Annotated in this window: 28 protein-coding genes and 1 pseudogene; 22 read left to right on the forward strand and 7 right to left on the reverse strand. The window is 68.4% G+C overall.

Annotated features, from left to right (window positions below):
- Positions 1 to 13 precede the first annotated feature (13 nt).
- From IT779_RS18320 to IT779_RS18355, 8 genes and pseudogenes are all read left to right on the forward strand, one after another.
- Positions 14 to 1,207: pseudogene (locus IT779_RS18320) on the forward strand (anion permease); the annotation flags it as partial.
- Between the two features lie 868 nt (positions 1,208 to 2,075).
- Entirely contained in the window at positions 2,076 to 2,354 is a 279-nt protein-coding gene (locus tag IT779_RS18325) for a hypothetical protein (protein ID WP_196150560.1), read from the forward strand.
- A 14-nt stretch (positions 2,355 to 2,368) separates the two neighbouring features.
- Positions 2,369 to 2,710, forward strand: coding sequence for a DUF3349 domain-containing protein (locus tag IT779_RS18330; protein ID WP_196150561.1), 342 nt, complete (start codon positions 2,369 to 2,371; stop codon positions 2,708 to 2,710).
- Between the two features lie 9 nt (positions 2,711 to 2,719).
- Complete coding sequence (locus tag IT779_RS18335) at positions 2,720 to 3,058, forward strand: DUF3349 domain-containing protein (protein WP_196150562.1); 339 nt, start codon at positions 2,720 to 2,722, stop codon at positions 3,056 to 3,058.
- A gap of 149 nt (positions 3,059 to 3,207) precedes the next feature.
- On the forward strand, positions 3,208 to 3,450 hold the full coding sequence (locus IT779_RS18340; RefSeq protein WP_196150563.1) for a ribbon-helix-helix domain-containing protein: 243 nt from the start codon (positions 3,208 to 3,210) through the stop codon (positions 3,448 to 3,450).
- Positions 3,447 to 3,881, forward strand: coding sequence for a type II toxin-antitoxin system VapC family toxin (locus IT779_RS18345; RefSeq protein ID WP_196150564.1), 435 nt, complete (start codon positions 3,447 to 3,449; stop codon positions 3,879 to 3,881). Before IT779_RS18340 ends, IT779_RS18345 begins: the two co-directional genes overlap by 4 nt.
- Positions 3,882 to 4,092: 211 nt before the next feature.
- Positions 4,093 to 4,362, forward strand: coding sequence for a toxin HicA (locus tag IT779_RS18350; protein ID WP_196150565.1), 270 nt, complete (start codon positions 4,093 to 4,095; stop codon positions 4,360 to 4,362).
- Complete coding sequence (locus tag IT779_RS18355; RefSeq protein ID WP_196150566.1) at positions 4,362 to 4,709, forward strand: type II toxin-antitoxin system HicB family antitoxin; 348 nt, start codon at positions 4,362 to 4,364, stop codon at positions 4,707 to 4,709. Before IT779_RS18350 ends, IT779_RS18355 begins: the two co-directional genes overlap by 1 nt.
- Before the next feature lie 416 nt (positions 4,710 to 5,125).
- Here the strand turns inward: IT779_RS18355 and IT779_RS18360 are convergent, their stop codons facing one another.
- Both IT779_RS18360 and IT779_RS18365 read right to left on the reverse strand, forming a co-directional pair.
- Entirely contained in the window at positions 5,126 to 6,091 is a 966-nt protein-coding gene (locus IT779_RS18360; protein WP_332838857.1) for a hexose kinase, read from the reverse strand.
- Positions 6,079 to 7,227 (reverse strand): N-acetylglucosamine-6-phosphate deacetylase, encoded by a 1,149-nt coding sequence (locus tag IT779_RS18365; RefSeq protein WP_232541877.1) that lies wholly within the window; start codon positions 7,225 to 7,227, stop codon positions 6,079 to 6,081. The genes IT779_RS18360 and IT779_RS18365 overlap by 13 nt, the downstream gene beginning before the upstream one ends.
- Positions 7,228 to 7,391: 164 nt before the next feature.
- Here IT779_RS18365 and IT779_RS18370 point away from each other — a divergent pair, with 164 nt between their 5' ends.
- The 5 genes from IT779_RS18370 to IT779_RS18390 all read left to right on the forward strand — a co-directional run bounded on the left by IT779_RS18370 (position 7,392) and on the right by IT779_RS18390 (position 11,617).
- A complete protein-coding gene (locus IT779_RS18370) occupies positions 7,392 to 8,036 on the forward strand; it encodes a TetR/AcrR family transcriptional regulator (RefSeq protein ID WP_196150568.1) in 645 nt (214 codons plus the stop codon).
- 78 nt (positions 8,037 to 8,114) lie between these two features.
- Entirely contained in the window at positions 8,115 to 8,948 is an 834-nt protein-coding gene (locus IT779_RS18375; protein ID WP_196150569.1) for an ABC transporter ATP-binding protein, read from the forward strand.
- The gene (locus tag IT779_RS18380; RefSeq protein WP_196150570.1) at positions 8,945 to 9,691 is read left to right on the forward strand and encodes an ABC transporter permease; all 747 of its coding nucleotides are present in this window, start codon (positions 8,945 to 8,947) and stop codon (positions 9,689 to 9,691) included. Before IT779_RS18375 ends, IT779_RS18380 begins: the two co-directional genes overlap by 4 nt.
- The gene (locus IT779_RS18385) at positions 9,688 to 10,506 is read left to right on the forward strand and encodes an ABC transporter permease (protein WP_196150571.1); all 819 of its coding nucleotides are present in this window, start codon (positions 9,688 to 9,690) and stop codon (positions 10,504 to 10,506) included. The genes IT779_RS18380 and IT779_RS18385 overlap by 4 nt, the downstream gene beginning before the upstream one ends.
- A 40-nt stretch (positions 10,507 to 10,546) precedes the next feature.
- Positions 10,547 to 11,617, forward strand: coding sequence for an ABC transporter substrate-binding protein (locus tag IT779_RS18390; protein ID WP_196150572.1), 1,071 nt, complete (start codon positions 10,547 to 10,549; stop codon positions 11,615 to 11,617).
- A 12-nt stretch (positions 11,618 to 11,629) separates the two neighbouring features.
- On the opposite strand, the gene IT779_RS18395 is transcribed toward IT779_RS18390, so the two are convergent.
- A complete protein-coding gene (locus IT779_RS18395; protein ID WP_196150573.1) occupies positions 11,630 to 12,664 on the reverse strand; it encodes an XdhC family protein in 1,035 nt (344 codons plus the stop codon).
- Positions 12,665 to 12,670: 6 nt separating this feature from the next.
- Positions 12,671 to 13,273, reverse strand: a complete 603-nt coding sequence (locus IT779_RS18400; RefSeq protein WP_196150574.1) for a nucleotidyltransferase family protein — start codon at positions 13,271 to 13,273, stop codon at positions 12,671 to 12,673.
- Between the two features lie 151 nt (positions 13,274 to 13,424).
- Here IT779_RS18400 and uraD point away from each other — a divergent pair, with 151 nt between their 5' ends.
- The 9 genes from uraD (at position 13,425) to puuE (ending at position 23,916) form a co-directional block, all read left to right on the forward strand.
- A complete protein-coding gene (gene uraD / locus IT779_RS18405) occupies positions 13,425 to 13,907 on the forward strand; it encodes a 2-oxo-4-hydroxy-4-carboxy-5-ureidoimidazoline decarboxylase (RefSeq protein ID WP_196150575.1) in 483 nt (160 codons plus the stop codon).
- Positions 13,904 to 14,221 carry a hydroxyisourate hydrolase gene (uraH, locus tag IT779_RS18410; RefSeq protein ID WP_196150576.1) on the forward strand — a complete coding sequence of 106 codons (318 nt, stop codon included), beginning with the start codon at positions 13,904 to 13,906 and terminating at the stop codon, positions 14,219 to 14,221. The genes uraD and uraH overlap by 4 nt, the downstream gene beginning before the upstream one ends.
- A gap of 3 nt (positions 14,222 to 14,224) precedes the next feature.
- Positions 14,225 to 15,130: a factor-independent urate hydroxylase gene (gene pucL / locus IT779_RS18415; RefSeq protein ID WP_196150577.1), complete on the forward strand. Its 906-nt coding sequence runs from the start codon at positions 14,225 to 14,227 to the stop codon at positions 15,128 to 15,130.
- 79 nt (positions 15,131 to 15,209) lie between these two features.
- Positions 15,210 to 16,568: an 8-oxoguanine deaminase gene (locus IT779_RS18420; protein WP_196150578.1), complete on the forward strand. Its 1,359-nt coding sequence runs from the start codon at positions 15,210 to 15,212 to the stop codon at positions 16,566 to 16,568.
- A gap of 185 nt (positions 16,569 to 16,753) precedes the next feature.
- Entirely contained in the window at positions 16,754 to 17,608 is an 855-nt protein-coding gene (locus IT779_RS18425) for an FAD binding domain-containing protein (RefSeq protein WP_196150579.1), read from the forward strand.
- The gene (locus IT779_RS18430) at positions 17,605 to 20,808 is read left to right on the forward strand and encodes a molybdopterin-dependent oxidoreductase (protein ID WP_196150580.1); all 3,204 of its coding nucleotides are present in this window, start codon (positions 17,605 to 17,607) and stop codon (positions 20,806 to 20,808) included. Before IT779_RS18425 ends, IT779_RS18430 begins: the two co-directional genes overlap by 4 nt.
- Positions 20,805 to 22,037, forward strand: coding sequence for a DUF6986 family protein (locus IT779_RS18435; RefSeq protein ID WP_196150581.1), 1,233 nt, complete (start codon positions 20,805 to 20,807; stop codon positions 22,035 to 22,037). Before IT779_RS18430 ends, IT779_RS18435 begins: the two co-directional genes overlap by 4 nt.
- Positions 22,034 to 23,008: an allantoicase gene (gene alc / locus IT779_RS18440; RefSeq protein WP_196150582.1), complete on the forward strand. Its 975-nt coding sequence runs from the start codon at positions 22,034 to 22,036 to the stop codon at positions 23,006 to 23,008. Before IT779_RS18435 ends, alc begins: the two co-directional genes overlap by 4 nt.
- A complete protein-coding gene (gene puuE / locus IT779_RS18445) occupies positions 23,005 to 23,916 on the forward strand; it encodes an allantoinase PuuE (protein WP_196150583.1) in 912 nt (303 codons plus the stop codon). The genes alc and puuE overlap by 4 nt, the downstream gene beginning before the upstream one ends.
- Here the strand turns inward: puuE and IT779_RS18450 are convergent.
- From IT779_RS18450 to IT779_RS18460, 3 genes are read right to left on the reverse strand one after another with little or no spacing between them, the layout of a single operon-like run.
- Complete coding sequence (locus tag IT779_RS18450; protein WP_196150584.1) at positions 23,907 to 24,716, reverse strand: ESX secretion-associated protein EspG; 810 nt, start codon at positions 24,714 to 24,716, stop codon at positions 23,907 to 23,909. The genes puuE and IT779_RS18450 overlap by 10 nt on opposite strands.
- Positions 24,713 to 26,137: a hypothetical protein gene (locus IT779_RS18455; protein ID WP_196150585.1), complete on the reverse strand. Its 1,425-nt coding sequence runs from the start codon at positions 26,135 to 26,137 to the stop codon at positions 24,713 to 24,715. The genes IT779_RS18450 and IT779_RS18455 overlap by 4 nt, the downstream gene beginning before the upstream one ends.
- Before the next feature lie 12 nt (positions 26,138 to 26,149).
- Entirely contained in the window at positions 26,150 to 26,524 is a 375-nt protein-coding gene (locus IT779_RS18460; protein ID WP_196150586.1) for a hypothetical protein, read from the reverse strand.
- Positions 26,525 to 26,530: the final 6 nt, after the last annotated feature.

Here is a 26,530-nt window from a genome sequence, read left to right on the forward strand (position 1 = left end):
GGACACTGACTCCGTGAGTGCAGAGCTTCTGATACTGGTGATCGTCATCGTCACCGCTTTGGCATTCGACTTCACCAACGGTTTCCACGACACCGCCAACGCGATGGCGACCTCGATAGCCACCGGTGCGCTCAAACCCAGAGTCGCCGTCGCGCTGTCGGCGGTGCTGAACCTGGTCGGCGCGTTCCTTTCGGTGGCGGTCGCCGCCACGGTCGCCAAAGGCATCGTTCGCCTCGACGGGGTGAGCGGACAGGATCTGCTCGTCATCGTCTTCGCCGGCCTGGTCGGCGGCATCCTGTGGAACCTGCTGACCTGGCTGTTCGGCCTGCCGTCGAGTTCCTCGCACGCCCTGTTCGGCGGCCTGATCGGCGCCACCGTCGCCGCGCTCGGTTGGCACGGCGTCATCTGGGCCTCCGGTTCGGAAGGGGTGCTCACCAAGATCGTGCTGCCCGCCGTGCTCGCGCCGGTGGTGGCCGCGCTGGTCTCGGGCATCGGCACCTGGAACATCTACCGGATCACCCGCGGCGCCGACGAGGACAAGGTCACCGAAGGGTTCCGCTGGGGCCAGATCGGTTCCGCGGCACTGGTCTCCCTCGCCCACGGCACCAACGACGCGCAGAAGACCATGGGCGTGATCTTCCTCGCGCTGGTCGCGCACGGCACCCTCACCGCGAACTCCGAGATGCCGCTGTGGGTGATGGCGTCCTGCGCGGTCGCCATCGCCGCGGGCACCTACCTCGGTGGCTGGCGCATCATCCGCACACTCGGCAAGGGGCTCGTCGAGATCGATTCGCCCCAAGGACTCGCGGCCGAATCCTCCTCGGCGGCGATCATTCTCACCTCCGCGCATTTCGGTCTCCCGCTGTCGACCACGCAGACCGCCACCGGATCGATCCTCGGCACCGGCATCGGAAAAGGCGCGGAAGTGCGGTGGAGGGTGATGGGCCGCATGGTGGTGGCGTGGACGCTGACCCTGCCGCTGGCCGGTCTCGTCGGCGCGATCTGCTGGGTGCTGGCGCATGTGATCGGCGGGCTCGCCGGTGTGCTGGTCGTCTTCGCGATCCTGCTCGCCCTGTCCACGCTGATGTACCTGCGGTCGCGACGCAATCCGGTGGACCGGACCAATGTGAACGAGTGGCCGGGCGACAGCCCCCCGTCTTCGCACACCGGACCGGATCGGGGTGGTGCGTCGGGTGGGGTGCGAGACGATTCGATCGGCGGGATAGGCGCCGCGTCGAAGGTGGCGTCGTGGCCGGTGCCGGGTCGGGCGGCGGTCGATCGGGCAGCGGAGTCGCCTCCGCTGGACTCCGGTGGGATCGGACCGGATGCGGATGACGGGAGGCGGACGGAACGGGCGGCCGTCACGTCGACGCGGACGGAAGTGGTTCGGGGCGAATCGGATTCGGATGGCACTGGGCGGGAGCCCGTCGCGCCTACGCATGCGGGGGAAGCTCGGGCCGAGTCGGAGACGAACGAATTGATGCGGGAGTCCGCCGTTGGAGTGGATCGGCTCGAACCGGAGATGGACGGAACCGCGCGGGCAGTGCGGGAGCCGGCCGGGTCCACGCCGGCGAGAGAAGGTCGGATCGGATCGGACACGGACGAGATCGTGCCCACGCAGACGGGAGTGGCGCAGGTCGCACCGGAAACGGATAGAACCGTGCGGACGGCGCGGGAGTCCGCCACGCCAAGGCAGGCGGGAGTGCCATGGATCCAACCGGACACTGACGGAACGGCGCGGGAACCTGTCGCTTCGACGCAGGCCGGAGTGAAGCGGATCGAACCGGAGACGGGCGGAACCGCGCGAACAGTGCAGGAGCCTGTCGCTCCGACGCACGCCGGAGTGGGGCGGATCGAACCGGAGACGGGCGGAACCGCGCGAACAGTGCGGGGGCCGGTCGCTTCGACGCAGGCCGGAGTGGGGCGGATCGAACCGGAGACGGGCGGAACCGCGCGGGAGCCTGTCGCTCCGACGCACGCCGGAGTAGGACGGATCGACCGTGGAACGGAGAGTCGGTCGGATGAGCGCGACGAACATCGAGGTCCCTGAGTCGCGGCCCGGAAAGGAGTGGGATATGCACACTTTCGTCACGAATATGCAGGCGCTGTGGCAGGTGACCTCGGCGGCGCTCCTCTTCGGCGCGGGCCTGCCGATCGTGTTCGCCTTCGGCGTTCGACTGTGGTCGACGGCCGAGGTGGTGACCGCCGACGGCACGGCCCGGCGCAACCACGTCGCCCTGGTCGGTGCGCTGACCTGCTTCGCGATCACCATCGCGGCGATCGCCACCGGCATCCTCTACACCGCATCGGCCTTCCTCGCCGCCCGCTTCGGCATCCACCTGTTCGGCGAGTGACCAAGGACGTGACCGTGACCGACCATCCCGTGACCGACCGACCCCCGACCCGGCCGAATCTGCTCGAGCGCATCGTCGGCTGGTTGCGCGCCGGCTATCCGCAGGGCGTGCCGAGCGCCGACTACGTCGCACTGTTCGCGGTGCTGCACCGGCATCTGACCGGCGCCGAGGTCGCCGCGATCGCCGATCACTTGGTCGACGGAACCCCCGACGCGCCGATCGAGCGCGACGACATCGAATCCGCCATCGAGCGCGTCGCAAGGGAACACCCCGATCCGAGCGACGTCGCGCGGGTGGTTTCCCGCCTGGCAGCGGGTGGCTGGCCACTGGCCGAACCGTCGACCGAACTCGACTGAGGGGTGCCGTTGCCGATCAAACCACTGCTCAGCGCCATCATCGACTGGCTGCGCGCAGGCTACCCCGACGGCGTCCCCGAGTCGGACTACATCCCGCTGCTTGCCCTGCTGCGCCGCCGCCTCTCCGACGAGGAAGTGCGCGAGATCGCCGCCGAACTCGCCGCCACGGGCGACCTGCCCGCCGACAAGGTCGATATCCAGGTGATGATCACCAAGGTCACCAACGAGATGCCGTCGAAGTCCGACGTGGAGCGAGTCCGCCACAAACTCGAGGCACACGCTTGGCCGGGCTCACCGGCGACGGACGACGGACACCCCGACCCCGGTGATTCCCCGCCGAATCCGTGATCGGCCGCTGAGTCTGTCGGCTTCGTCGTCGAATCGGTCGGTGCCCTTCGGAAAGTATTGGCGTAGAAGACCATTGGTGTTCTCAGGTTCCCGATGACAAGACTCTGGATCATGGTCGGTGTCAGATGATGGGTGGTACCATATATGGCATGGTCAAGACTACCGTCTACCTCCCCGACGAGCTGGAGGTCAGGCTCGACGCGGAGGCCGCGGCAACAGGGGTCAGCAAAGCGGAACTCATCCGCCGTGGCATCTCGATGCTCCTCGATGCGTCCGAGCGGCCCCGCAACGATGCCCCGCTGCCGGTTTTCCACAGTGGACGCTCGCGCGATGCCGACGAGATGCGCGAGGACATCTATCAGCAGATCAAGCGGCGATCGGCCCGCAGATGATCGTCGTCGCCGATACTTCGGCACTTTTCGCCGCATTCGACGCCGACCAAAGCGAGCACGAACAAGCCTTGCGCGTGATGGAGCAGGAAACTCTGATCATCTCGCCGCTGGTGTTGACCGAGCTGGATCACCTGACCCGTCGCGACCTCGGTTTCCCCGCGGCGATGAAAATCACCGACGCACTGTTGGACCGAGCGCTCGAGGGGCGCTACCGACTTGCCGAACTGAAACACGTCGACCTGTCCACTGCACAGAGCGTTCGAGCCAAATACGACGGACTGCGACTCGACCTCGCCGATGCGGTCGGCGTCGCGCTCGCCGACAGGTACAAGACCGACTGCATATTCACTCTCGACCAGCGTGACTTCCGCGCCATCGAACCACTGACACCCGGTTTTCGCGCGTTCCGGATAATGCCCGCCGACGCCTAGGGCCACAGGCGCAGCTGCTCCATCGAGGTGGGCGAATGCGATTGCGCCGCTGACGTCCCCGGCACTGTATCGGCCGCGCACGCCGATCGGTAACTGCCCGTCGCGCAGCCGCCGCGCTGCGCTGACGGATGGCCGAAATCCTCGACGCCGAGCGCGGCGATGGAGGCTGGCATCACTCGACAAGTGGTATCACCGGCGGTACTATCAGAGTGTGGCGAAACCTGAGAAGATCCTCGCGAAAATGCGAGAATCGCCGAAAAACGTCAGGTATTCCGAGGTTTATTCGGTGTGCGTGGAGTTCTTCGGTCTACCTCGACAAACAGGCGGTAGCCACGCTGTATTCAAAACACCTTGGGTGGGAGATCCACGGATCAACATCCAGGCGGACCCCAACGGCGGCTGCAAGATGTACCAGCTGAAACAAGTGATCGCAGCAATCGACAAGCTGCAAGAGATGCAAGCAGAGGAGGACGATCAGTGATGTCTCCGATCCACGAACTACCGGACCACACCCACTACGCATACCGCGTGCTCTGGTCCTCCGAAGACGACGAATACGTTGGACTCTGCGCCGAGTTCCCGTCTCTTTCGTGGCTGGACGAAACCCAGGAAAAGGCACTCCAAGGCATCCGCCGGCTGGTACTTGAAACGATCGAGGACATGGCGGTCAACAGTGAAGTCGTGCCCCTTCCGCTGGCCGAGCGAAGCTACAGCGGGAAGTTCATGGTCCGCGTCTCCACCGACCTCCACGCCCGACTGAGTCGCGAGGCCAAGGAACTGAAGGTCTCGCTGAACTACCTCGTGAACCAGCGCCTCGCTTCCAGCTAGCCATGGCAGATCAATCCGACTGAGCAGTCCGTCGAGGTCCGCACCTCACCAGGTGGTGTCCTCAACTCGGGATACCTACACGTGGACCGATCAACGGGGGTCCCGTCAATCGCGATTGCGTCTGCGACGCTCCCAGCGTATTCACAGCGTCGTCCCCGCTCATCTCGAGCGACGCGCGACAGGATCGGGGACGTCGCGATCGTGAGGTCACGCCGTGCGGGGCGTTCCGGTTCCCGAGCGGTCGCCGACATGGTGGATCATTGCCCGATCCGCCGGCTGGTGGACCGTCCGCCGGTAGCTCGGCCGCGCCCCGGTCGCACCTCCCTCGTCGTGCGTGCCGGGGCGCGACCGTTCGGGTGCGGCCTCGCCGCCGATCTGGCGCTGCCGGACCTGACGGTGCTTCCCGGTGGGGACGCTCAGCTCTCGGGGACCGGGGTCGAAGGCTGTAGCGCGAGTTTCGCCACCGTGATGCTCGGCGCGATCCGGGTTCGCAGGCAGCGGTCGATCTCGCCCGCCACCGGGATCACGCGTGCGGCCGCCGCGGTGGCGACGGCGTCGCAGAGGATGGCCGCCCAGTCCGGTTCCGTGCGTTCGGACAGCGCGGCGATCACGGCGGCGGCCGCGGAGTCCTCGGCTCCGGTCGGGTTGCCGATGATGACCTCCGACAGCATCGCTCCCCATGCGCCCGTCGAGGTGACCGCGACCATGCCGTCGGGGCATCCGGTGGCGATCACCGCGCGCGCCCCTTGGTCGACCAGGGGTTGCAATGCGGCCACCAGTTCCTCGGCGGTTTCGGATTCGCGGCCGGTCAGGCGGCGGATTCCTTCGCGGTTGGGCATGAGGACCACGCCGGGTACCAGCGCGGCCAGGCGCAGGGCCTCGCCGTCGACATCGCAGATCGTCGGCACGCCCGCTTCGATCGCGGTGGCGGCGATCTCGGCGGGCAGCGCGGGGTCGATGCCGCCGGGCAGGGATCCGGAGATCACCAGGCCGTTGATGTCGGGCAGCAGTCCGCTGACCCTGGTCGACAGCTGTTCGGCCGCATGCGGATTGGAGATCCGCGCGCCGGGCTCGAGCAGCGCGGTGGCGGTGCCGTCCTCGGATTCGCTGATCACCACCGTGCGCCGCACCCACGGCAGGGCGTGCACGAAGTCGACGGGGAGTTCCAGTTCGGCGGCCGCCGCGAAGGCGTGATCGGAGAATCCGGTGGCGCGTGCGTATTTGCCGATCTGGTTCAGCACCCGCGTGACATTGATGCCCTTGCCGCCGATGCGCTGCTCGACCGAGCGGACCCGGTGCGCTTCGCCGCGCTCGAACCGCTCGACCCGGTAGGTCATGTCGTAGGCCGGGTTCATGGTCACGGTGAGGATCACGTCAACCACCGTCCATGTCTGAGCACTCCGCGCGAATGCAGGTTGTCATCGACTATTACCAGATCGGCGTAGGCGCCGGTACGAAGATCGCCGACCTGCGCGAGGCCGACCGCGCGCGCCGGAACCGCGGTCGCGGCCTCGACCGCGGCACGCAGCGGGACGTCGGCCGCACGGACCGTCCAGCGGAGGCATTCCAGCAGCGTAGCGGTACTGCCCGCGAGGCAGCCGTCCGGCAGGCGCGCGATCCCGTCGCGGACCGTCACCTCGCGCGGTCCGAGCCGGTATCGCCCGTCGGGTTCGCCTGTCGCCCGCATCGCGTCGCTGACCAGCGCCACCGCGTTCGGCGCCGTCGCGAAGGCCAATGCCGCGAAGCCCGCGTCGATGTGCGCGCTGTCACAGATCAACTCGATGACAGCCGTGCCGCGCGCCGCCGCGACCAGTGCCGCCGCCACCGGACCCGACGCCCGGTGGTGCAGCGGCGGCATGCCGTTGCCGAGGTGGGTGACGAGTCCGGCGTGACCGTCGGGGCGCAGGGCGGCGCGGAAGCGCGCGTGGTCGGCGTCGGTGTGGCCGAGCGCCACCGCGACGCCGCGTTCGGAAAGTCGCTGTGCGGCAGCGGCATAGCCCGCGAGTTCCGGCGCCAGCGTCATCACCCGCAAATGTCGGCCGCCCGCGTCGAGCAGGCGTTCGGTCAGGTCGGGGTCCGGGTCCCGCAGGTGGCGCGGGTCCTGCGCGCCGCAGCGTGCGGCGGAAAGGTACGGACCCTCGGCGTGGATCCCGGCGATATCGCCCGCGTCGGCGAGTTCGCGCAGCGTGGCGACCTGGGCGACCATCTGCTCGGCCGGGCCCGTGACCACACTCGCCACCACCGAGGTCGAGCCGTGCCGCGCGTGGTGGTGTGCGGCGGCGCGCGCCTGCGCGGTATCTACGGTGTCGAAGCCGTGGCCGCCACCGCCGTGCACGTGGATGTCGACGAGTCCGGGCAGCAAGGCGCCGGCGAACTCGGGAAGCGGCGAATCCGGATGTTCGCCTGCCCATTCGGCGACGTCGTGAACGCCGACGATCCGCTCGCCGTCGATCGTGACCACTCCGTCGTCGAGGTCGTGGGAGGCACAGACCACGCGTCCGCGCAGCGCGAGCGTCATCGGCCCCTCCGTCCGGTCCCGGTTGTCGCCGATCATCCTCGCCGACCCGCGCGCTCGCCGCCGCGCGCTCGACGGAATTCGGCGCGTCGCCGGGGGCGTTCGCGCGCGCCAGGCTCGAATATGTTGCCGCCCATGGGCGCAGCGACGCCGGTACCATCGGCGGCGTGGCGCGCGGCGTGGACGGACAGCGTGCAGGACGCAATTACGGCGGACTGTCCCCCGAGCAACGCATCGCGCAGCGGCGGGCGCGCCTGATCGACGCGGCGCTGGAGCTGTACGGCACGCACGGCTACGCCGCCACCTCGATCGAGCGGCTGTGCGCGGTCGCGAATGTCTCAACGCGCAGCTTCTACGAGGACATCGGCAGCCGCGAGGCCCTGCTCATCGCCCTGGTCGACCGCACGACAGAGCAGGCCGTCGACGCCGCGCTTGCTGCCCTCGACGCCGCACGCGACCAACCGCTGCGAACCCGCGTGACCGCCGGATTCCGCGCCTATCTCGCCGTGACCTGCCACGACATGCGCACGGCGCGGGTCAATTACGTCGAGGTCGTCGGGGTGAGCGAAACCGTCGAGCAGTGGCGAAGACAGCAGCGCCGACTCCTGTCGGGCCTGCTGATCGGCGAGGCCGAACGCGCGGTCGCGCGCGGGGAGATCCGGGCGCGCCGTTTCGACCTGTTCGCCCTCGCCGTGATCGGCGCGGTGAATTCGCTGGCGCAGGAACTCGGTGACGCGAGCGATGCCGAGCCGTCGGTCACCCTCGACGAAATATGCGACGAGATCTCCCATCTGGTGAACGCCGGTTTCTGACCCCGCGGTTTTACGGCCGCGCAATATGCGCCGTCCGCACGCAATACCGGTGCAATCGACCGCTTCTATCGTGTCGACATGAGTGCGGAATCCGAGATCGGCGAGCGCGGCACCGGACCCGATCCGGCGGCCGGAGGTACCGGAATCCATATCAGCGGATTGACCAAGACCTTCCGCGCGGGCAGGCGGACCGTGCACGCGCTGGACTCGGTCGACCTGCACACCCCGAAGGGATCGTTTCTCGCCCTGCTCGGACCGTCGGGCTGCGGCAAATCGACGGTGCTGCGCGTGCTGGCCGGACTCGAGGAACCGAGCGCGGGCAAAACGCTGGTCAACGGCGAAACGCCCGCCGAACTGCGGCGCCACCACGAACTCGGCATCGCCTTCCAGGATTCGGCGCTGCTGCCGTGGCGTTCGGTGGAATCCAATATCGCGTTGCCGCTGCAGGTCGCGGGCATCCGACCGGAACCGGGACGGATCGCCGAACTGGTGCGCCTGGTCGGACTCGACGGATTCGAGAAGGCGAAACCGGCGCAATTGTCCGGCGGCATGCGCCAGCGGGTGTCGATCGCGCGGGCGCTGGTCGTGAAACCGACGGTGCTGCTGCTCGACGAACCGTTCGGCGCGCTCGACGATATGACGCGCCAGAAATTGAATCTGGAGCTGCTGCGGATCTGGACCGAGAAACCCGCGACCACGCTGATGGTCACCCACGGCATCGCGGAGGCGGTATTCCTCTCCGATGTGGTCGCGGTCATGAGCCCGCGTCCGGGCCGGGTGCTGGAAATGGTCGATATCGACCTGCCGAGGCCGAGGACCCCCGAGATGATGCGCACCCCCGAATTCCACAAACTGCACGACTACCTGTCGGAACTGTTGTTCGGCAGGTCGGGGACCGGCGGTGTCGCATGAGATATCTCGGCGGGCTGCTCGGATTGCTCGGGCTGATCCTGAGCTGGTGGGCGCTCGCGGCGCTCGGCGTCGCGGGCGGCACGGTGCCGACGCCGTTGGCGGTGGCGCACACGATGTACACCGACGGCTGGGATCTGTACGGCCCGAACTTCGGCATCACCGCGCAAGGCGCGTTGCGCGGATTCCTCTGGGGCAACGCGCTCGCGATCGCGCTGGCGATCCTGGTGACGCTGATCCCGCCGATCGAACCGCTGGCCACCCAGTTGGCCATCCTCAGCTACTGCACCCCGCTGCTCGCGCTCGGGCCGATCATCCTCGTGGTCTTCGGCGGCCGCACGCCGACGGTCTTCCTCGCGGCCATGTACTGTTTCTTCACCACCATGGTCGGCACCGTCACCGGCCTGCGCTCGGCCGACGCGACCAGTCTCGACCTGGTGCGCGCCTACGGTGGCGGGCGGCTGCAACAGCTGTACCGGGTGCGGTTGATCGCCGCGCTGCCGAATGTGTTCGCGGCCTTGAAGATCGCCGCGCCCTCGGCGGTGCTCGGCGCGATCATCGGCGAATATCTCGGCGGCGTCGACAGCGGGATCGGGGTCGCGCTGACCGCCGCGCAGACCGCCTACAACGTGCCGCGCACCTGGGGGATGGCGTTGGCGGCCGCCGCGCTGGCAGGTCTCGGCTACGCGGTCGTCGCGCTGGTGGCTCGGCTGTGCGCACCCTGGACGGCGTGGGAGGCGCGATGACCGTGCTGCGCCGGATCGGCCTGTTCCTGCTTCCGTTGCTGACCTCGCTGCTGCTCGTGCTGGTCGTCTGGGAGGTGTTCCTGCGGGCCTTCCCCGAGGTCGGGCCGAGGGTCGGCAAATCGCCCGCCGATATCTGGCGCTATCTGGTCACCGCGCCGGGTGCGGCGGCCGCGCGCCGGGCGATCTTCGATGATCTGCTGGTCACCCTGCGCGACGCCGCCATCGGATTCGGCATCGGCATGGGGGCGGCGCTGGTGATCGCGGCCGTGTTCGTGTCCTTCGCCACGGTCGAGCAAACCTTCATGCCGGTGGCGATGCTGTTGCGTTCGGTGCCGCTGGTCGCGCTCGCGCCGATCATCGTGCTCGTCTTCGGGCGCGGGCTCGGCGGCGTCACGGTGATGGCCGCGATCGTCGTGCTGTTCCCGGCGCTGGTCATGATCATGACCGGATTGCGTTCCGCACCAAGGCAAGCGCTGGAAGTGGTGGCCGCGTACGGCGGTTCGCGCTGGACCGGACTGCGCATGGTCGCCGTGCCCGCCGCGCTGCCCTCGGTGTTCGCGGCGGCGCGGATCTCGGTGCCGGGCGCGCTGATCGGCGCGCTGATCGGTGAATGGCTCGGCAGCGGAACGGGACTCGGCGCGAGCCTGATCCGCGCCATTCCCACCTTTCAGTACAGCAAACTGTGGGCGTCCATCGTGATCGTCACCGTGGTGTCGGTGGCGCTGTACGCGCTCGTCGGCGTACTCGAGAATCTGGTGCTCGCGCGCTTCGGTCCGGATGCGGGGCGCGGCCGGTCGCGCGGTCTCGGAACGTGACAGTAAAGAGAACGAAACCGGATCGCCCTAGATTCGTCCCATGACACCAGGGTTCGATCGTCGTCGCTTTCTCCGTTATTCCGCGCTGACCGGCGCCACATTCGCGGCAGGCGGCGCGCTCGTCGGCTGCGGTTCCGATTCGAGCGGCTCGTCGGGCGGTTCGACGCCGGACGGCTCGAAATACGGTTCGGTCGCCATCCAATTGTCCTGGCTGAAGAACATCGAATTCGCCGGTGAGTACTTCGCGGATTCGAAAGGCTATTTCCGCGACGCCGGATTCGGCTCGGTGAACCTGATCGCGGGCGGCGCGGCGAGCACCTCCGTCGAAGCCGGTCTCGACACCGGGAAGGTGTGGCTCGGCCTGTCCGCGCCGCAGACCACCGCGCCCGCGATCCTGGAGGGTCTGCCCGCGAAGATCGTGGCGACCACGTACCAGAAGAATCCGTTCTGCATCGTCAGCTCCGCGGCGAAACCCATCAAGAGTCCACAGGATATGAAAGGCCGCAAGATCGGTGTGCAGGATACCAATCAGCTGATCTTCTCCGCGCTGCTCACCGCCAACGACATGAAGGCATCCGACGTCACGATCGTGCCCGCGCAATTCGATCCGACCCCGCTGGCCAACGGCGAAGTGGACGGGTGGGTGAGTTATGCGACCAATGAACCGATCGTGCTCGCCGCCAAGGGATTCGCCAACGCGAATTTCCTGTTCGCCGATTTCAACCTGCCGCTGGTAGCCGAGACCCTGACCGTCACCCAGGCCACCATCGACAAAGAACGCGACAAACTCAAAGCATTCCTCACCGCCGAGATCAAAGGCTGGAAGGACGCGGTCGCGAATCCGGCGGAATCGGCGCGGCTGGCGGTGGAGGTGTACGGCAAGGACCAGAAATTGGACCTCGACGAGCAGATCAAGGAGGCCACCGCGCAGAACGATCTCGTACTTTCCGCCGACACCGCGGCCAATGGACTGCTGACCATGACCGATCGCCTCGTCGAGCAGAACATCGCCGCGCTGCGCACCGCGAAAATCGACATCAAGGCCGAGCAGTTGTTCGACCTGTCCATTCTGCGCGAGGTGTACGCGGAGAACCCGGCCTTGAAAGGGTAGGGCGGCGCTCGGTCAGAGCGCTATCGATGCCCGCGCGCCGAAAACCTGTTCGGCGCGAATCACATCGGGCCGGACGGCGGGCACGCTCCGACCCGACCGGGCCGCCAACAACTCGGCCGCGATGGCCACCGCGTGCTCGGTCGCCGTGCGCGCCCCCACGTCGAAGCCCGCGGGGGAGTGCAGACGCGCCATGGTCGCGTCGCCGAAGCCGCCCGCCCGCAGATCCTCCATGCGGCGATGGTGCGCGGCGAGCGTGCCGGTGGCCCCGAGATAGGCCAGCGCAGGCAGTCGCAGCGCGACCGTGAGCAGCGGAATCTCGAACTTCGGGTCATCGGACAGCACAACGACCGCGGTGCTCGCGTCGATCTCGCCCGCCGCCGCCAGCGTGTTCAGGTACCGGTGCGGCCAGTCGACCACCACCTCGGCGCCCGCGAAGGCGTCGACACTGTCGAGGTCGTCGCGGGAATCGCAGATCGTGACCCGGTAGCCGAGTAGTCGGGCCTGGGTGGTGAGCGCGGCGGCGATCGCGTTGGCGCCGAAGATGATGAGGCGCGGCGGCGGCGCGAACGAGCACACGAACACATCGGACTCGGGCAGCGCCACCAATTCCGTGGCGTGCCGTTTATCGGTGACCAGGTGTTGGCCGATCAGATCGCCGTCCGGATTCCAGACCACCGTGAAGATGGTGACCCGGTGGTTGTTCGCGATCTCGGACGCGACGGTGGGGAATTCGGGGAAATCGCGGCGGGAGAACGGTTCGGCGAATACGTCGATCATGCCGCCCGCGTCATTGCCCGCCTCGGCGGCGGGGACCCCGAACCGGTGCATGGCGCGGCGGCCTGTTCTGGCCGCGGCCAGCGCCGCCTCCCGTACCGCGGATTCCACGGCGCCCCCGAGCACCGACCCGTAGGCGACGCCGTTGGCGTCGACGAGTATCGCCGAGCCGACGTCCAACGGCCCGGACCCGACGGTCCTCACGACAGTGGCGAGCCCTCCGGTTCGGCCGGAGTGCCACACCCGCAATAAGTCATCGACGATGTCGCGCATCTGCTTCTAGCTCCGATCACCGGGCGTCGTGGCCGGGAAATCACGATCGAGTCCCGTCGCCAAATCGTCGCACGTGACGCACACCATATCCTCTCGACCCGATAAATATGTGCGTGCTCCAGAATCTGCTACCGCGGCCGCCCAGACCGAGGTCCAGTGCTTGTCACCGATCACAACCGGGTGCCCCGGTGTGCCGAGAAACACAGCGCGGGCGAGTCCGCCGGGCGATCCGGCGGCAGCGGCGAGCACCCTCGCGACCACATCGGCCCCGACATCGGGGGTGTCGACCGGCATGATCGCCACGAACTCGGCGCCGGAAGCGGCGACCTCGCGCAGACCCGCGCGCAGCGACGCGCCCATTCCGGTCGCCCAATCGGCGGCCCACACGTAGCCGGTGTCGGGCGGCAGATCCACCGTGTCGGGCGAGGGACCCGTCGCGCCCAGGACCACGACCACCGGATCGCAGCCGCCTCCGCGCAAGGCGGCGACCGCCGCGCGCAACCAGGCCCCGCCATCGGCGAGCGCCTTCGGCTTGCCGTATCGGGTGCCCGCGCCTGCCGCGAGCACCAGGCCCGCGCAGCCGGTTCGCGCTCGGTCGGGGGAATCCATGCCGACACCGTAGCGGCGGATGGTGGTTCTCGGGTTACCTACAGAATCACGCTGATGGAAATTTGACACCGACGCGTCGAGAATTTGACACGCCAGGTGACGGCGGCCGTTTCGGGTGGCGGCACGGCGGGTCGTATTCGATGCTGTACCGATGACGGATGACCTCGAGAGCTTCAACACGATGCCCGAGGACGCCGCCGCGCGGGCGCTGCTCGACTGTTGCTCGTCACCCGAATTGGTCCGCGCCGTCCTCGCGGGCAGACCGTACGCCGATGCCGATGCGCTGGTCGCGGCCGCCGACGCCGCACTGGCCGGACTCGACGAGTCCGAGATCGATCGCGCCCTGTCCGGGCATCCGCGCATCGGTGAGCGCGCCGGGTCGGCTTCGGCGCGGGAGCAGGCCGGGGTCGGTGACGCGGAGCGGGCGGCGCTGGCCGAAGGCAACGCCGCCTACGAACGGAAGTTCGGACATATCTACCTGGTTTGTGCCAGCGGCAGGTCGGGCGCCGAACTGCTCGAGCTGCTGACCAATCGGCTCGGCAACGATCCGGCGACGGAGAGGCAAATCATGCGCACCGAATTGGGCAAGATCAACCGCATCCGGTTGCGGCGGCTGGTCGGGGCCGCCGAATGAGCTCGTTGAGCACGCACGTGCTCGACGCGGTGCGCGGGACGCCCGCGACCGGGGTCGGCGTCACCCTGTACGCCGGGGACGAGGTCCGCGGTGACGGCCGCACCGACGGTGACGGACGGATCGCGGCCCTCGGTTCGGCGCTGACCTCGGGAACATATCGGCTGGTCTTCGACACCGGCGCGTACTTCGCCCGGCTCGGGGTAGAGACCTTCTATCCGGAGGTGTCGATCACCTTCGCGGTCACCGAAGAGCGGCACTACCACGTCCCGTTGTTGTTGTCGCCATTCGCCTTTTCCACCTATCGAGGGAGTTGAGCCATGGAGTTGCGCGGCCCGATCGTCCTGGCGGACAACCGATACGGCAAGGCCGAGAATCGGATCGTGCGGATCTACCGGGACGACGCCCGTCACGAGATCCGCGACCTGAACGTCTCCACCGAACTGCGCGGCGACTTCGCCGACGCCTACGTCGAGGGCGACCAGCGCAAAGTGCTGCCGACCGACAGTCAGAAGCAGACCGCCTACGCCTACGCCAAACGTCCGGGCGCGCAGCCGGTGGAGGACTACGCGCTGGCGCTGGCCGCGCACTTCGTCGACGAGATCGAACCGGTGCGCAGGGCGCGCGTCGAGGTCGACGAGTACGCCTGGCAGCGCGTCACCGTCGGCAAGCTCGAACACGATCACACCTGGGTCAGGAGTGGACCCGAGATACGTACTGTGACGGTCACCGTGGATGGCGCCGGTGTGGACCAACGCGCGTGGGTCATCGGCGGCGTGAAGGATCTGGTGATCCTCAAATCCACCGGATCCGAATTCGCCGACTTCCTCGTCGACGATTTCACCGTCCTCGAACCCACCCGCGACCGCATGCTGGCGACCGCCTTGCACGCGCGATGGCGATTCGCGGGCACCACCGGCCTCGACTGGGACGAAATCCACACCGGCATCCGCGCGAGCATGCTGGAGGTATTCGCCACCCACCACTCGAAAGCGTTGCAGCAGACCCTGTTCGAAATGGGTAAGGCCGCGCTGGAGGCATATCCGGTCCTCGCCGAGATCCGCCTCACCGCACCCAACAAACACCACTTCGCCTACGACCTGAAACGATTCGGCATCGAGAACCACGGGGAGGTGTTCCACGCCGACGACCGTCCGTATGGACTCATCCACGCGACCGTCGCGCGAGCGGACGCGCCGTCCGCCGGGCCCGCGTGGGACGACTGATCGAAAGTGCCGCAGTTGATTTCGGCGTCGGCACGAGTGACGGGTAGTCGGAGCTCGATCGAGTGGTGAGGGAGTTGAGATGAGCGGGTCGACGTTGGTGATCGAGGGATGCGCGGTGGCCACCGTGGATTCGGCGGGCACCGAATATTCGAACGGTCACGTTGTACTGCAAGGTAATCGGATCACAGCGGTGGGGTCGGGGCCCGGGCCCGCGATCGAGGCGGTGCGGGTCGACGGGCGCGGGTGCCTGCTCACGCCGGGACTCGTCAACACCCACCACCACCTCTACCAGTGGATCACCCGAGGGCTCGCCGCCGACAGCACCCTGTTCGAATGGCTGACCACGCTGTACCCGATCTGGGCCGACATCACCGAGGACTCGGTGCGCACCGCGGCGACCGGTGCGCTCGCGGCACTGGCCCGCACCGGATGCACCACCACCGCCGACCACCACTACGTGTTCCCGCGCGACGGCGGCGACCCGCTCGGCGCCGAGATCACCGCGGCCGCCGAGGTCGGGTTGCGGTTCCAACCCTGTCGCGGCTCGATGGACCTCGGCGCATCCGCGGGCGGACTGCCGCCCGACGACGTGGTCGAATCGCTGGACGCCATACTCGCCGCGAGCGCCGACGCCATCGCCCGCTGGCACGATCGGTCCTTCGACTCCATGCTGCGCATCGCCCTCGCCCCGTGCTCCCCGTTCTCGGTGTCGGCCGACCTGATGCGCGAATCCGCGGCGCTGGCCCGCGAAACCGGCGTGCGACTGCACACCCACCTCGCCGAAACCACCGACGAGCAGGACTTCTGCACCGCCACCTTCGGATGTTCCCCCGCCGAGTACATGGCCCGACTCGACTGGCTCGGCCCCGACGTGTGGTTCGCCCACGCCGTCCACCTCGACGACCCCGCCATCAGCGCACTCGCCGCCACCCGCACCGGAGTCGCACACTGCCCGACCTCCAACGGCAGGCTCGGCGCGGGCATAGCGCGCACCGCCGCGATGCTGGTCGCGGGCGTTCCGGTCGGCCTCGGCGTGGACGGCGCGGCCAGCAACGAATCCAGTTCCATGATCGAGGAACCACGCAACGCCCTGCTCTACGCCCGCGCGGTCGGCGGCCCCCGCGCGATGAACGTGCGCACCGCCCTCGAACTGGCGACCATGGGCGGCGCGCGAGTCCTCGGCCGCGAAGCCGAGATCGGTTCCATAGAACCCGGCAAGCTCGCCGACCTGGCCCTGTGGCGAATGGACACACCCGCCCACGAAGGCATCGCCGACCCGGTGACCGCGCTGATACTCGGTCCGCCGCCCCCCTTGGCCGCGCTGTACGTCAACGGGCGGGAAGTGGTGCGCGACGGCGAAGTGCGGACCGTCGACGAAGAACTGGTCGCGGGTCGGGTCGCGCGGGCGCAAGCCGCTCTGGTCGCGGCGGTGGGCTAGAGCGACGGCAGTTCGGCTGCGCCCGATCGCGCCACCGCTCCGAGACAGATGTCACTTTCCGCCACCACCGTCCTGCGGGTTCAGGGTGCGGGTAACGGGGGTGCAACTACGCTGGGGTGTCGTGCAACATTCCGGCAATCCGCAGCTCCTAGGGTGGTAACACGCGCTGTGGAATGAGGTGAACTGTGGACCTGGACACGATCCGCGAGGTGGTGGTGGCGCGGGAGCGCGGCGACCTGGTCGGGCTCGGCGCCGGATGCGCGGTGCTGGCGGGCGGCACCGCTCTCTACTCCGAACCGCAGTACTCGCTGGAACGGTTGATCGACATCACCGGATTCGGGTGGGAGCCGCTCACCGACACCGCCGAAGGGCTGGAAATCGCCGCTACCTGCACATTGGCCGAACTCGCCGGTGCTGCCCCCGGGTGTGAACTCGGCTCGGCGCCGCGCGCGGACCGGCCGGGCACTGCCCTGTTCGCGGCGGGCTGTCGAGCCCTGCTCGCCTCGCACAAGATCTGGCGCACCGCGACGGTCGGCGGCAACATCTGTCTCGCGCTGCCCGCCGGTGGCGTACTCGCCGCGGTCACCGCACTGGACGCCGTCGCGCTGATCTGGACGCCGGACGGCCGCGACCGCCGCGTCGCCCTGCGCGATTTCGTCCTCGCGCCCGAACGCACGGTGCTCGAGCCCGGCGAGATCCTCCGCTCCGTCACCGTGCCGACGTCGAGTCTGTTGGCCCGCACCGCCTTCCGTCGTATCAGCCTCGCCACGACCGGACGTTCCGGTGCGGTCGTCATGGGCAGGCGCGAACCCGACGACCGCACCGTGCTCACGATCACCGCCGCCACCGCGCGACCCGTCGTCCTCGATTTCCCCGAACCACCCCACCCGGAAACCCTCGCCGCCGCGCTCACCACCGTCGACCCCGACCTGTGGTTCGACGATCCGCACGGCGCACCCGACTGGCGCGCCCACGTCACCGGACTCCTGGCCAACGCGGTCGCCGCCGAACTGCGCACCGAACCCGGTGAGCGACTATGAAATTCGAAGTCGACGGCGATATCGTCTCGGCACGCCCGAGACCGGGCCAATGCCTGCGCACCCTGCTGCGCGACCTGGGCCGCTTCGCGGTCAAGAAGGGCTGCGACTCCGGCGACTGCGGCGCCTGCTCGGTCCAACTCGACGGCGCGACCGTGCACTCCTGCCTCATCCCCGCCCACCGCGTCGCCGACCGCACCGTCACCACCGCCGCCGGACTCGGCACCGCCGACGACCCACACCCGATCCAGCGCCGCTTCCTCGAAACAGCGGGCTTCCAATGCGGATTCTGCACCGCGGGCATGGTGGTCACCGCCGCGGGCCTCGGCTGCGCCACCCCCACCGCCCCCGACCCGTCACTGCTACCCGAACTGCTGAAGGGCAACCTCTGCCGGTGCACCGGCTACCGCGCGATCACCGAAGCACTCACTGGCGATCCTGCCGAACGGTCGGAACCCGCACGCGGCCATGTCGGACCTAGTGCACTCGCGCCCGCCGATGACGTCGCGATGCAGGCACGTGACGATGTCGGATCGGGAGCGCCTGCGCCTGCCGGTGACCGCGCCGGACAGTCGGACCCGCCACGTGGCCGAGTTGGTTCGGGGATGCCTGCGCCTGTCGGTGACGTCGCCGAACGATCGGAGTGCGGTTCGGGCGCGCTCGTGCAGGCTGGTGACCTAGCCGAACCAGCATGTGGTGACGTCGGTTCAGCTGTGCTCGCGGGTGATGTCGCCGAAGGGGTGGAACCGCCGCGCGGCCACGGCGGTTCTGATGTGCCTGTGCTCGTCGGTGACGTGGCCGAACAGTCCGGTCATGCGCGCGGCCACGTCGGTTCAGGGGCGCTCGCGCCCGCTGGACCGCGACTGGTCCGCGGCGCCGAACCGTTCACCTTCGATGTCCTTCCGCTGGATGCCGAGCGGCCGGACCTCGCTGACGGCCCGGAACCTTCTGGCGCGCCCGATCACGTTCCCGTATCGAAGGATTCGCGTACCGGACCAGAACTCGGCGCGCGATCCGAGGTATCGGCTCCACCGACCGCCCCCCTGCACCTCGCCGTACTGCGAAGCCCGCACCCGCACGCCCGCATCCTGGCGATCGACACCGCGGCCGCCGAAGCGCTGCCGGGCGTGCACGCAGTACTCACGCACGCCGACGCACCCCACGTGGCGTTCTCCACCGCTCGGCACGAACTGCGCACCGACGATCCCGACGACACCTATGTCCTGGACAGCACGGTCCGCTTCGTCGGCCAGCGGGTGGCGGCGGTGGTCGCGGACACCCTGGCGACCGCCGAGCAGGGCTGCCGCGCGCTGCGAGTGGAGTACCAAACGCTCCCCGCTGTGTTCGACCCCGCCGCCGCGCTCGAACCGGGCGCTCCCGCGCTGCATTCCGATAAACCCGAAGCCGCGCGGATCGCCGATCCGGAACGCAACCTCATCGCCGAAATCCACGGCGAGGTAGGCGATCTCGCAGCCGGACTCAGCGCTGCGGCGAAAGTGGTGAGTGGCGTCTGGCATTCGCCGCGCGTCCAGCACGTCCACCTGGAAACACACGGTGGTATCGGCTGGTTGGACACCGACGGCAGGTTGGTGATCCGGTGCAGCACGCAGGTGCCGTTCCTGGTGCGCGACGAACTCTGCGAGGTCTTCGGGCTCGAACGCGACCGGGTGCGGGTGTTCGCGGCCAGGGTCGGGGGTGGTTTCGGCGCCAAACAGGAGATGCTGGCCGAGGACCTGATCGCGCTGGCCGTGCTGCGCACCGAGCGACCCGTCCGCTACGAATTCACCCGCACCGACGAATTCACCGCCGCCACCACCCGGCATCCGATGCGCGTCGCCGTCACCGCGGGCGCGACCGCCGACGGCGTGCTCACCGCGCTCGCCGTAGATGTCCTCGCCGACGCGGGCGCCTATGGAAACCACAGTGCCGGAGTGATGTTCCACGGCGTCGGCGAATCCGTCGAGGTGTATCGCTGCGCCAACAAGCGGGTCGACGGACGCACCGTCTACACCAACAATGTGCCTTCCGGCGCGTTCCGCGGATACGGACTCGGGCAGATCATCTTCGGCGTGGAATCCGCGCTCGACGATCTGGCTCGCGCGCTCGGCATCGATCCGTTCGAATTCCGCCGCCGCAACGTGGTGGTGCCCGGCGATCCGTTCGTCGGCGCCCAGGTCGATGACGGCGACCTGATGTTCGGCAGCTACGGACTCGATCAATGCCTCGACCTCGCCGAGGCGGCATTGCACCGTGGCAACGGCATCGCCGCGCCGGATTCGGGTTGGCGCGTCGGCACCGGCATGGCTTTGGCGATGATCGCCACCATCCCGCCGCGCGGTCACCGTTCCGACGCCGTCGCCGCGCTGCGTCCCGACGGCGGCTACGAGATACGAGTCGGCACGGCGGAATTCGGCAACGGCACCACCACCGTGCACGCTCAGCTCGCCGCCACCGCGCTCGGCGCCGATATCGGCGCAATCACGATCCGCCAGTCCGATACCGACCTGGTCGGCCACGACACCGGAGCGTTCGGTTCAACCGGAATAGTGGTGGCGGGCAAAGCGTCCTACAACGCCGCGACAGCGCTGCGTGCCGCCATCATCCAGCGCGCGACCGCCCGCACCGGATGCCCGCCGAGCGACATCGACCTCACCGCCGAGGGAGTCCGTTGCGGCGACCGGCTTCTCACCCCGAAAGAACTGCTGGCCGAGGGCGAGTTGGTGGCGCACGGTTCGCACGCGGGCTCACCGCGCTCGGTGAGTTTCAACGTGCACGCTTTCCGCGTCGCAGTGCACCCCGACACCGGCGAACTGCGCATCCTGCAATCGATCCAGGCCGCCGACGCGGGTGTCGTCCTGAATCCGGTGCAGTGCCGAGGGCAGATCGAAGGCGGCGTCGCCCAAGCCATCGGCACCGCCCTGCACGAGGAACTGCGCGGCGTCGACGGTGTCGTCACCACGCGAACCCTGCGGCACTACCATATTCCGCAGTTCGCCGACGTGCCACGCACCGAAGTCCATTTCGCCGACACCAGTGACGAACTGGGCCCGCTCGGCGCGAAATCCATGAGCGAATCACCCTACAATCCGGTCGCACCCGCATTGGCCAACGCGATCGCCGACGCCGTCGGGGTGCGCCAGGACCGACTGCCGATGACGGCGGACCGGATCTGGCGGGCCATGCGCGAAGGGGGAACCGAATGAGTCGACTACCCGAGCACATCCGGGCCAGGGTGCACGGCATACTCGATGCCGTCGACGCCGAACTGCGTTCCCGCTATCCGGGTTCGGGCACGCGCGCCCAGCCGATCCACACGGCGTACGTATCCGCGGACCGGGTCGAGGTCACCACACCCGCCGAATGGGGAACGGCCGCCGTCGCCATTCTGGACCGGCACCGGAACGTCCTCGCGGGCTTGGACGCGACGGATTCGCTGACCGCCGTCCGGGCGCGCCTGACCGATGATCCCGTGCAGGATCTGCGCATCGATTTCGAGGACGGCTACGGATTCCGCTCCGATGACGAGGAGGACCGCGCGGCGCGGCGAGCGGGTCGAATTCTCGCCGAATGGGCGGCGAAGGGTCCCGAGCGGTTCGGAATCAGGATGAAGGGCTTGTCAGGAGCCGAACGAGTCCGCGCGTTGCGTACCCTCGAACTCGTCTTGGAATCCGCGGGCGGCATACCGGCCGGATTCGTGGTTACCATACCCAAAATTAGAGCGGTGGAACAGGTTTCGGCTCTCGCCGCACTGTGTCACGGACTCGAGCGTGGATTCGCGGCCGCCGACGGCGCACTCCGCTTCGAAGTGCAGATCGAAAGCCCACAGGCGGTGCTGGCCGCCGACGGCACCGCGCCCATCGGCGCCATCCGCACAGCCGCCGAAGGACGCTGCGACGCACTGCATTTCGGCACCTACGACTACACCGCCGCATGCGGCGTCGCCGCCACCGACCAGGCGCTCGACCACCCCGCCGCCGACCACGCCAAATCGGTCATGCAGGTGGCGGCGGCGCAGACCGGCGTGTGGATCTGCGACGGCTCGACCCAGATCGTGCCGGACACAGACCCGGAAACCGCGCTGCGCAACCACCACCGGCTCGTCACCCGTTCCCTGCGTCGCGGCTACTACCAGGGCTGGGATATGCATCCGGGACACCTGGTCACCCGCTGGCTCGCCACCTACGACTACTTCCGCCTCGCCACCGAGGCCGCCATGCCCCGGCTGCGCGACTACCTCGCGCGCCGCGGCGGCGACATCGTGGACGAACCGGCCACCGCCGAGGCATTGGCCGCCACGGTCCTGCGGGCACTGGCCTGCGGCGCGCGCACCGAGACAGAGGTGCGCGCGCGGGTTCCCGAACTGACCGCGGACCTCCTGCGCGCCCTCGTGGCACGCGAGACGGCGCCGCGGCGAGCTGAGGAGGCACGATGAACGACCGCACCGCCGAGGAATTCACGCTGCTGCCCGATCTCGCCGTTCGCACCCTCGGCGGCGCGGTGATCTGGGCGAACGACGAATCCTTCGCCGAGAAGGAGAACCTGATCACGCCGGAGCCCGCGCGCTACCAGCCGTCCACCTTCGGTCACAAGGGCCAGATCTACGACGGCTGGGAAACCCGCCGACATCGCGGCGAACCCGGTGACGACGCGGCCGTCGTCCGGCTCGGGGTGCCCGGCGTTATCCGCGGCATCGTGGTGGACACCGCCTGGTTCACCGGCAACTATCCGCCCGCCGTCTCGGTGTCGGCGCTCGAACTCAGCGGCTACCCGCCCGCCGAGCGGATCGCCGAACGCGACGACTGGGAACCGCTGATCGACCGCGCGAAGATCGCGGGCGATAGCCGCAACCCGTTCACCGTCGACGACGAACGGCGTTGGACCCATGTGAAACTCACCATGCACCCGGACGGCGGCGTCGCCCGGCTGCGCGTGCACGGAGAAGGCCGCCCCGACCCTGACCTGCTCGGACTCGGCCCGCTCGACCTGGCCGCACTGGAGAACGGCGCACTCGTCCTCGACTGCTCCAACCGCTTCTACAGCTCGCCCAACCAACTCCTGTATCCGGGACTCGCGCGGCGCATGGGCGACGGCTGGGAAACCGCGCGCCGCCGCGACGACGGCAACGACTGGGTCCGCATCCGCCTCGCGGGCCCCGGCCTCATCCGGCTCGCCGAAATCGACACCTCCTACTTCCTCGGCAACAGCCCCGGCGCGGCGGCGCTGACCGGACGCACCACCGACGGCACCGAAGTCGAACTGCTGCCGCGCACCCCGCTGCTGCCCGACACCAGGCACCGTTTCCCGATCGCGCCGGTCGCCGCCTCCGTCGAAGAGGTCCGACTCGACATCTACCCCGACGGCGGACTCGCCCGACTGCGCCTGTTCGGGGAGTTCGGCGGATGACAGCGGACCGGAATTTCATCGGCTACGGCCCGAACCCGCCCGATCCGCGCTGGCCGAACGGTGCGCGGATCGCCGTGCAATTCGTCCTCAACTACGAAGAGGGCGGCGAGAACTGCGTCGTGGACGGCGACCCGCATTCGGAGACCTTCCTGTCGGAGATGACACCGGCCGAAGCCTTCCCGGATCGCCACATGAGCATGGAATCGCTGTACGAGTACGGCTCCCGCGCGGGCGTGTGGCGGATACTGCGCACCTTCCAGCGACGCGATCTACCGCTCACCGTCTTCGCCGTGGCCCGGGCCATGCAGCGCAATCCGGAAGCGGTGGCCGCCTTCCGGGAACTCGGCCACGAGATCGCGAGCCACGGACTGCGATGGAAGTCCTACCAGCTGATCGACCGCGACACCGAACGCGCGCACCTGGCCGAAGCCGTGCGCGTGCTCACCGAACTGACCGGCGCGCCCCCGCTCGGCTGGTACACCGGCCGCGATTCCCCGAACACCAGGGAACTCGTGGTCGAACACGGTGGCTTCCTCTACGATTCCGACTCCTACGCCGACGACCTCCCGTACTGGGTCACGGTCGCGGACACACCGCACCTGGTGATCCCCTACACCCTCGACACTAACGACATGCGATTCGCCTCACCCGCCGGATTCCCCACGGGCGAACAGTTCTTCGCGCATCTGCGTGACGCCTTCGACATCCTCTACCGCGAAGGCACCGAAGGCGCCCCCAAAATGCTGTCCGTCGGCCTGCACTGCCGTCTCGTCGGCAGGCCCGCGCGCCTGGCCGCCCTTGAACGCTTCCTCGACCACATCCAGTCCCACGACAAAGTGTGGATCACCCGCCGCATCGATATCGCCAGGCACTGGCGCGCCGTGCATCCGGCCGACCTTCAGGTGTAGACCGGGTCGGTGTCCTCCCAGTATTGCTGGAGCGTGCGATCCAGCACGGCTTGTAGGTGCGCGGTGAGATCGGCCGCCTCGGCCGGAACAGCTTGGATCGCGGCGGCGGAATGCACGCGGTAGCGGCCGTCCGGATAGTCCATGACATGGAAATCGCGGGTCGCGGTCGGTCGATTGTCATAGGCGGGGCCGGGATAGACGGCGATGTGGGCGAGGGTGGTGCGCGGACGTTCGAAGAACCGCTGCACCTCGGTGCGCGGCGATCGCGGCGTCTCGTCGCCGAGACCGGTGAACGGCTGATCGTCGTAGGCGTCGAGATCGGCGCGGTTGATGCGGAAGGACGGACCGGAACCGCGCGGCGTCGACGGCAGACTCGCGATGATGCGCGCCGCGATCGTGCGCGTGCCGACGATCGCCATCCGGACCGGTCCGCCGCGGTACGGGTCGGGCGTCGACTCCTGGGTGAGCATGACCGCCGACTGCCCCGACACCGCGGCGTGCAACCGGATCAGCGCCATCGGGTCCGGTTCGGCGCCCGGTCTGACCCCCTCGGCGGAACGCGCGAAACCGGCGACCTCGATCCGCGCCTCCGGTTCGATCAGAATTCGCAGCGGACCGTAAAGATCCTCGTCGAAAATGGACTGAACCCGCGTGGCAGCCGACTTGTAGGCACGCTCGTACTCCTCGACGGTCTCCTGCGTCGGCCGGTGCTGCAGCGGATACGGCAGGATCTCGCGTCCGAGCGCATGCCACAACACCGTGAGTTCGAGCGGCGAGAGCGACCACGCGCGCGGGCTCATTCGCCCAGTACCGGAGGAACGGTCGGCCGCCGGTGCTCGGGATCCATCCCCGTCAATTCCGCACCGTTGGTGCGATTCACCAATGCCTCGGCTACCGCCGACTTGCCCTTCTCCTTGTCCTCGTCACCCTTGCCGCGCCCCGCACCCGGCGACATGCCGCCCATCCCGGATGTGCCCGCGCGTCCGGTCGACCCGCTCGCACCGGAGCCGCTCGCCGCGTTCGCGCCGAGTGCCGCACCGCCGGGCGTGCCCGCGACGGAGCGGCCCGGCGCGCCCGTGCCGCCCGCCCCGGAACCTCCCGAACCCGCCGAAGAACGCGGCGTACCCGAACCGCCGTGCCATCCGCCCGCGGGCGTGCCCGCGCCGGAACCGCCGGTACCCGCGCCGGACGGCTGTCCGCTCGAACCGGCGCTCGCGGGCGTGGTCGGCTGCGAATCACCGAGCCCCGCCGTCGATGTCGAATCGGACGCCTTGCCCTGCGACGCCTGCTGATCGCCCGCCGACGAAGGCTGCGTCCCGGCATCGCCGCTCGGCGGCTCGGCCACGCCCGGCTGCTCCGACGAGCCCGGCGAGCCCGACGAACCCTGCGAACCCGCACCCGACGACACCGGCGCCGGTGCGCCCACGGACGGCGAACCGCCGCCACCCGGAACATACGGCGCACCACTCGAATCCTGAACCGGGTTGTACGCCAACGGAATCCGAGGCTGCCCGGTATCGCCCTCCTTGATCCCCGGCTGATAGACCCGCTCCAGCACCGTATGCGTGGCCAACTCGGCCGCATCCGTGCGATCCCGATCCATCTTCCACGTCGGCCCCGGCATCCAGCTCGTCAACGTACTCGCCCACCCGGTGGTCGGCGGCGGCTGCACATTCGCCTTCGTGACCTCGACCGCCGACTTCACGATCTCCACCTTCTCGGCGACGATCTTCGTCGCCGTCACCATATTCCGCGCCTTGTTCACGTAATCGACGATCCCCTGCGCGGCCGACTGCGCCGCCGCACCCTCCCACTTCTCCGCGATCGCCGACAAGATCTCGGGCCCGAACTGATTCAGCCCCTGCTCCAACTTCTCCGCACGCGACTTCCACATTCCCTGCAAGTCGCTCACCGCACCGACATCGATGGCCTGCGCCTTCCGATACAGCTCGGCGAGGCCATCCCGGCGCGTATTCTCGAACAGCGCATCCGGAATCCGCTGCTCATGGAACTCGCCCACGAACTCGTTGTCGGTGAGATCCTTCACCCGATTCCGCGCCGCGATCGACTCCGGACTCTGATCCCCCAACGCCGTATGCAACGCCATCGCGGCCCGATCGATACCGTTCGCCCCCGCCGCCATCGCCCCGAGAGGGCCGTGCGCGACGAGCGTCGTCAAATTGACCAGGATCGTATCGAAAGACGGAATCCCTAACACCATATTCCCTCCTGTTCAGACCTGACCGAGATCTTGCGCATTATCCGAATCCTGCTGCTGCAAACGGTTGACCGAAACCTGGATGGTTTCTTCCATCAACTCGAGCACCCGTATGTGGTCCTTCAAGGCGGTACTCAGGTCACCATCGCCCGCAGGATCGATTGCTTTCAGCTCCAGCAGTCTCGCGAGCTCCTTGCCGCATTCGAAATCACCGAGCCCGGTGACATTGACCGCCTGGTTCGTGGCCGCCAGGCATGTTTGATACACATCGAGTTGGCGTTCGATCGCGGCTCGGCACTGATTTGCGACAGAGTCGTCGAGACTCAGACGGCCCGCCTTCGCTTCGTTCGAGAGGTGCTGCCATAAAGTCACATCGTCTTGAATGCTCACGGTGGA

The sequence above is a fragment of the Nocardia bovistercoris genome (genome assembly GCF_015674855.1).
GTDB lineage: Bacteria > Actinomycetota > Actinomycetes > Mycobacteriales > Mycobacteriaceae > Nocardia > Nocardia bovistercoris.

Bases quoted from the DNA above. Each gene is read 5' to 3' on its own strand.
- IT779_RS18390 (WP_196150572.1), top strand. From the start codon at position 10,547: ATGACACCAGGGTTCGATCGTCGTCGCTTTCTCCGTTATTCCGCGCTG.
- uraH (WP_196150576.1), top strand. From the start codon at position 13,904: ATGAGCTCGTTGAGCACGCACGTGCTCGACGCGGTGCGCGGGACGCCC.
- IT779_RS18340 (WP_196150563.1), top strand. From the start codon at position 3,208: ATGGTCAAGACTACCGTCTACCTCCCCGACGAGCTGGAGGTCAGGCTC.
- pucL (WP_196150577.1), top strand. From the start codon at position 14,225: ATGGAGTTGCGCGGCCCGATCGTCCTGGCGGACAACCGATACGGCAAG.
- IT779_RS18385 (WP_196150571.1), top strand. From the start codon at position 9,688: ATGACCGTGCTGCGCCGGATCGGCCTGTTCCTGCTTCCGTTGCTGACC.
- IT779_RS18450 (WP_196150584.1), bottom strand. From the start codon at position 24,716: ATGAGCCCGCGCGCGTGGTCGCTCTCGCCGCTCGAACTCACGGTGTTG.
- uraD (WP_196150575.1), top strand. From the start codon at position 13,425: ATGACGGATGACCTCGAGAGCTTCAACACGATGCCCGAGGACGCCGCC.
- puuE (WP_196150583.1), top strand. From the start codon at position 23,005: ATGACAGCGGACCGGAATTTCATCGGCTACGGCCCGAACCCGCCCGAT.
- IT779_RS18420 (WP_196150578.1), top strand. From the start codon at position 15,210: ATGAGCGGGTCGACGTTGGTGATCGAGGGATGCGCGGTGGCCACCGTG.
- IT779_RS18345 (WP_196150564.1), top strand. From the start codon at position 3,447: ATGATCGTCGTCGCCGATACTTCGGCACTTTTCGCCGCATTCGACGCC.
- IT779_RS18325 (WP_196150560.1), top strand. From the start codon at position 2,076: ATGCACACTTTCGTCACGAATATGCAGGCGCTGTGGCAGGTGACCTCG.
- IT779_RS18435 (WP_196150581.1), top strand. From the start codon at position 20,805: ATGAGTCGACTACCCGAGCACATCCGGGCCAGGGTGCACGGCATACTC.
- IT779_RS18455 (WP_196150585.1), bottom strand. From the start codon at position 26,137: ATGGTGTTAGGGATTCCGTCTTTCGATACGATCCTGGTCAATTTGACG.
- alc (WP_196150582.1), top strand. From the start codon at position 22,034: ATGAACGACCGCACCGCCGAGGAATTCACGCTGCTGCCCGATCTCGCC.
- IT779_RS18375 (WP_196150569.1), top strand. From the start codon at position 8,115: ATGAGTGCGGAATCCGAGATCGGCGAGCGCGGCACCGGACCCGATCCG.
- IT779_RS18400 (WP_196150574.1), bottom strand. From the start codon at position 13,273: ATGGATTCCCCCGACCGAGCGCGAACCGGCTGCGCGGGCCTGGTGCTC.
- IT779_RS18365 (WP_232541877.1), bottom strand. From the start codon at position 7,227: ATGACGCTCGCGCTGCGCGGACGCGTGGTCTGTGCCTCCCACGACCTC.
- IT779_RS18380 (WP_196150570.1), top strand. From the start codon at position 8,945: ATGAGATATCTCGGCGGGCTGCTCGGATTGCTCGGGCTGATCCTGAGC.
- IT779_RS18355 (WP_196150566.1), top strand. From the start codon at position 4,362: ATGTCTCCGATCCACGAACTACCGGACCACACCCACTACGCATACCGC.
- IT779_RS18430 (WP_196150580.1), top strand. From the start codon at position 17,605: ATGAAATTCGAAGTCGACGGCGATATCGTCTCGGCACGCCCGAGACCG.
- IT779_RS18395 (WP_196150573.1), bottom strand. From the start codon at position 12,664: ATGCGCGACATCGTCGATGACTTATTGCGGGTGTGGCACTCCGGCCGA.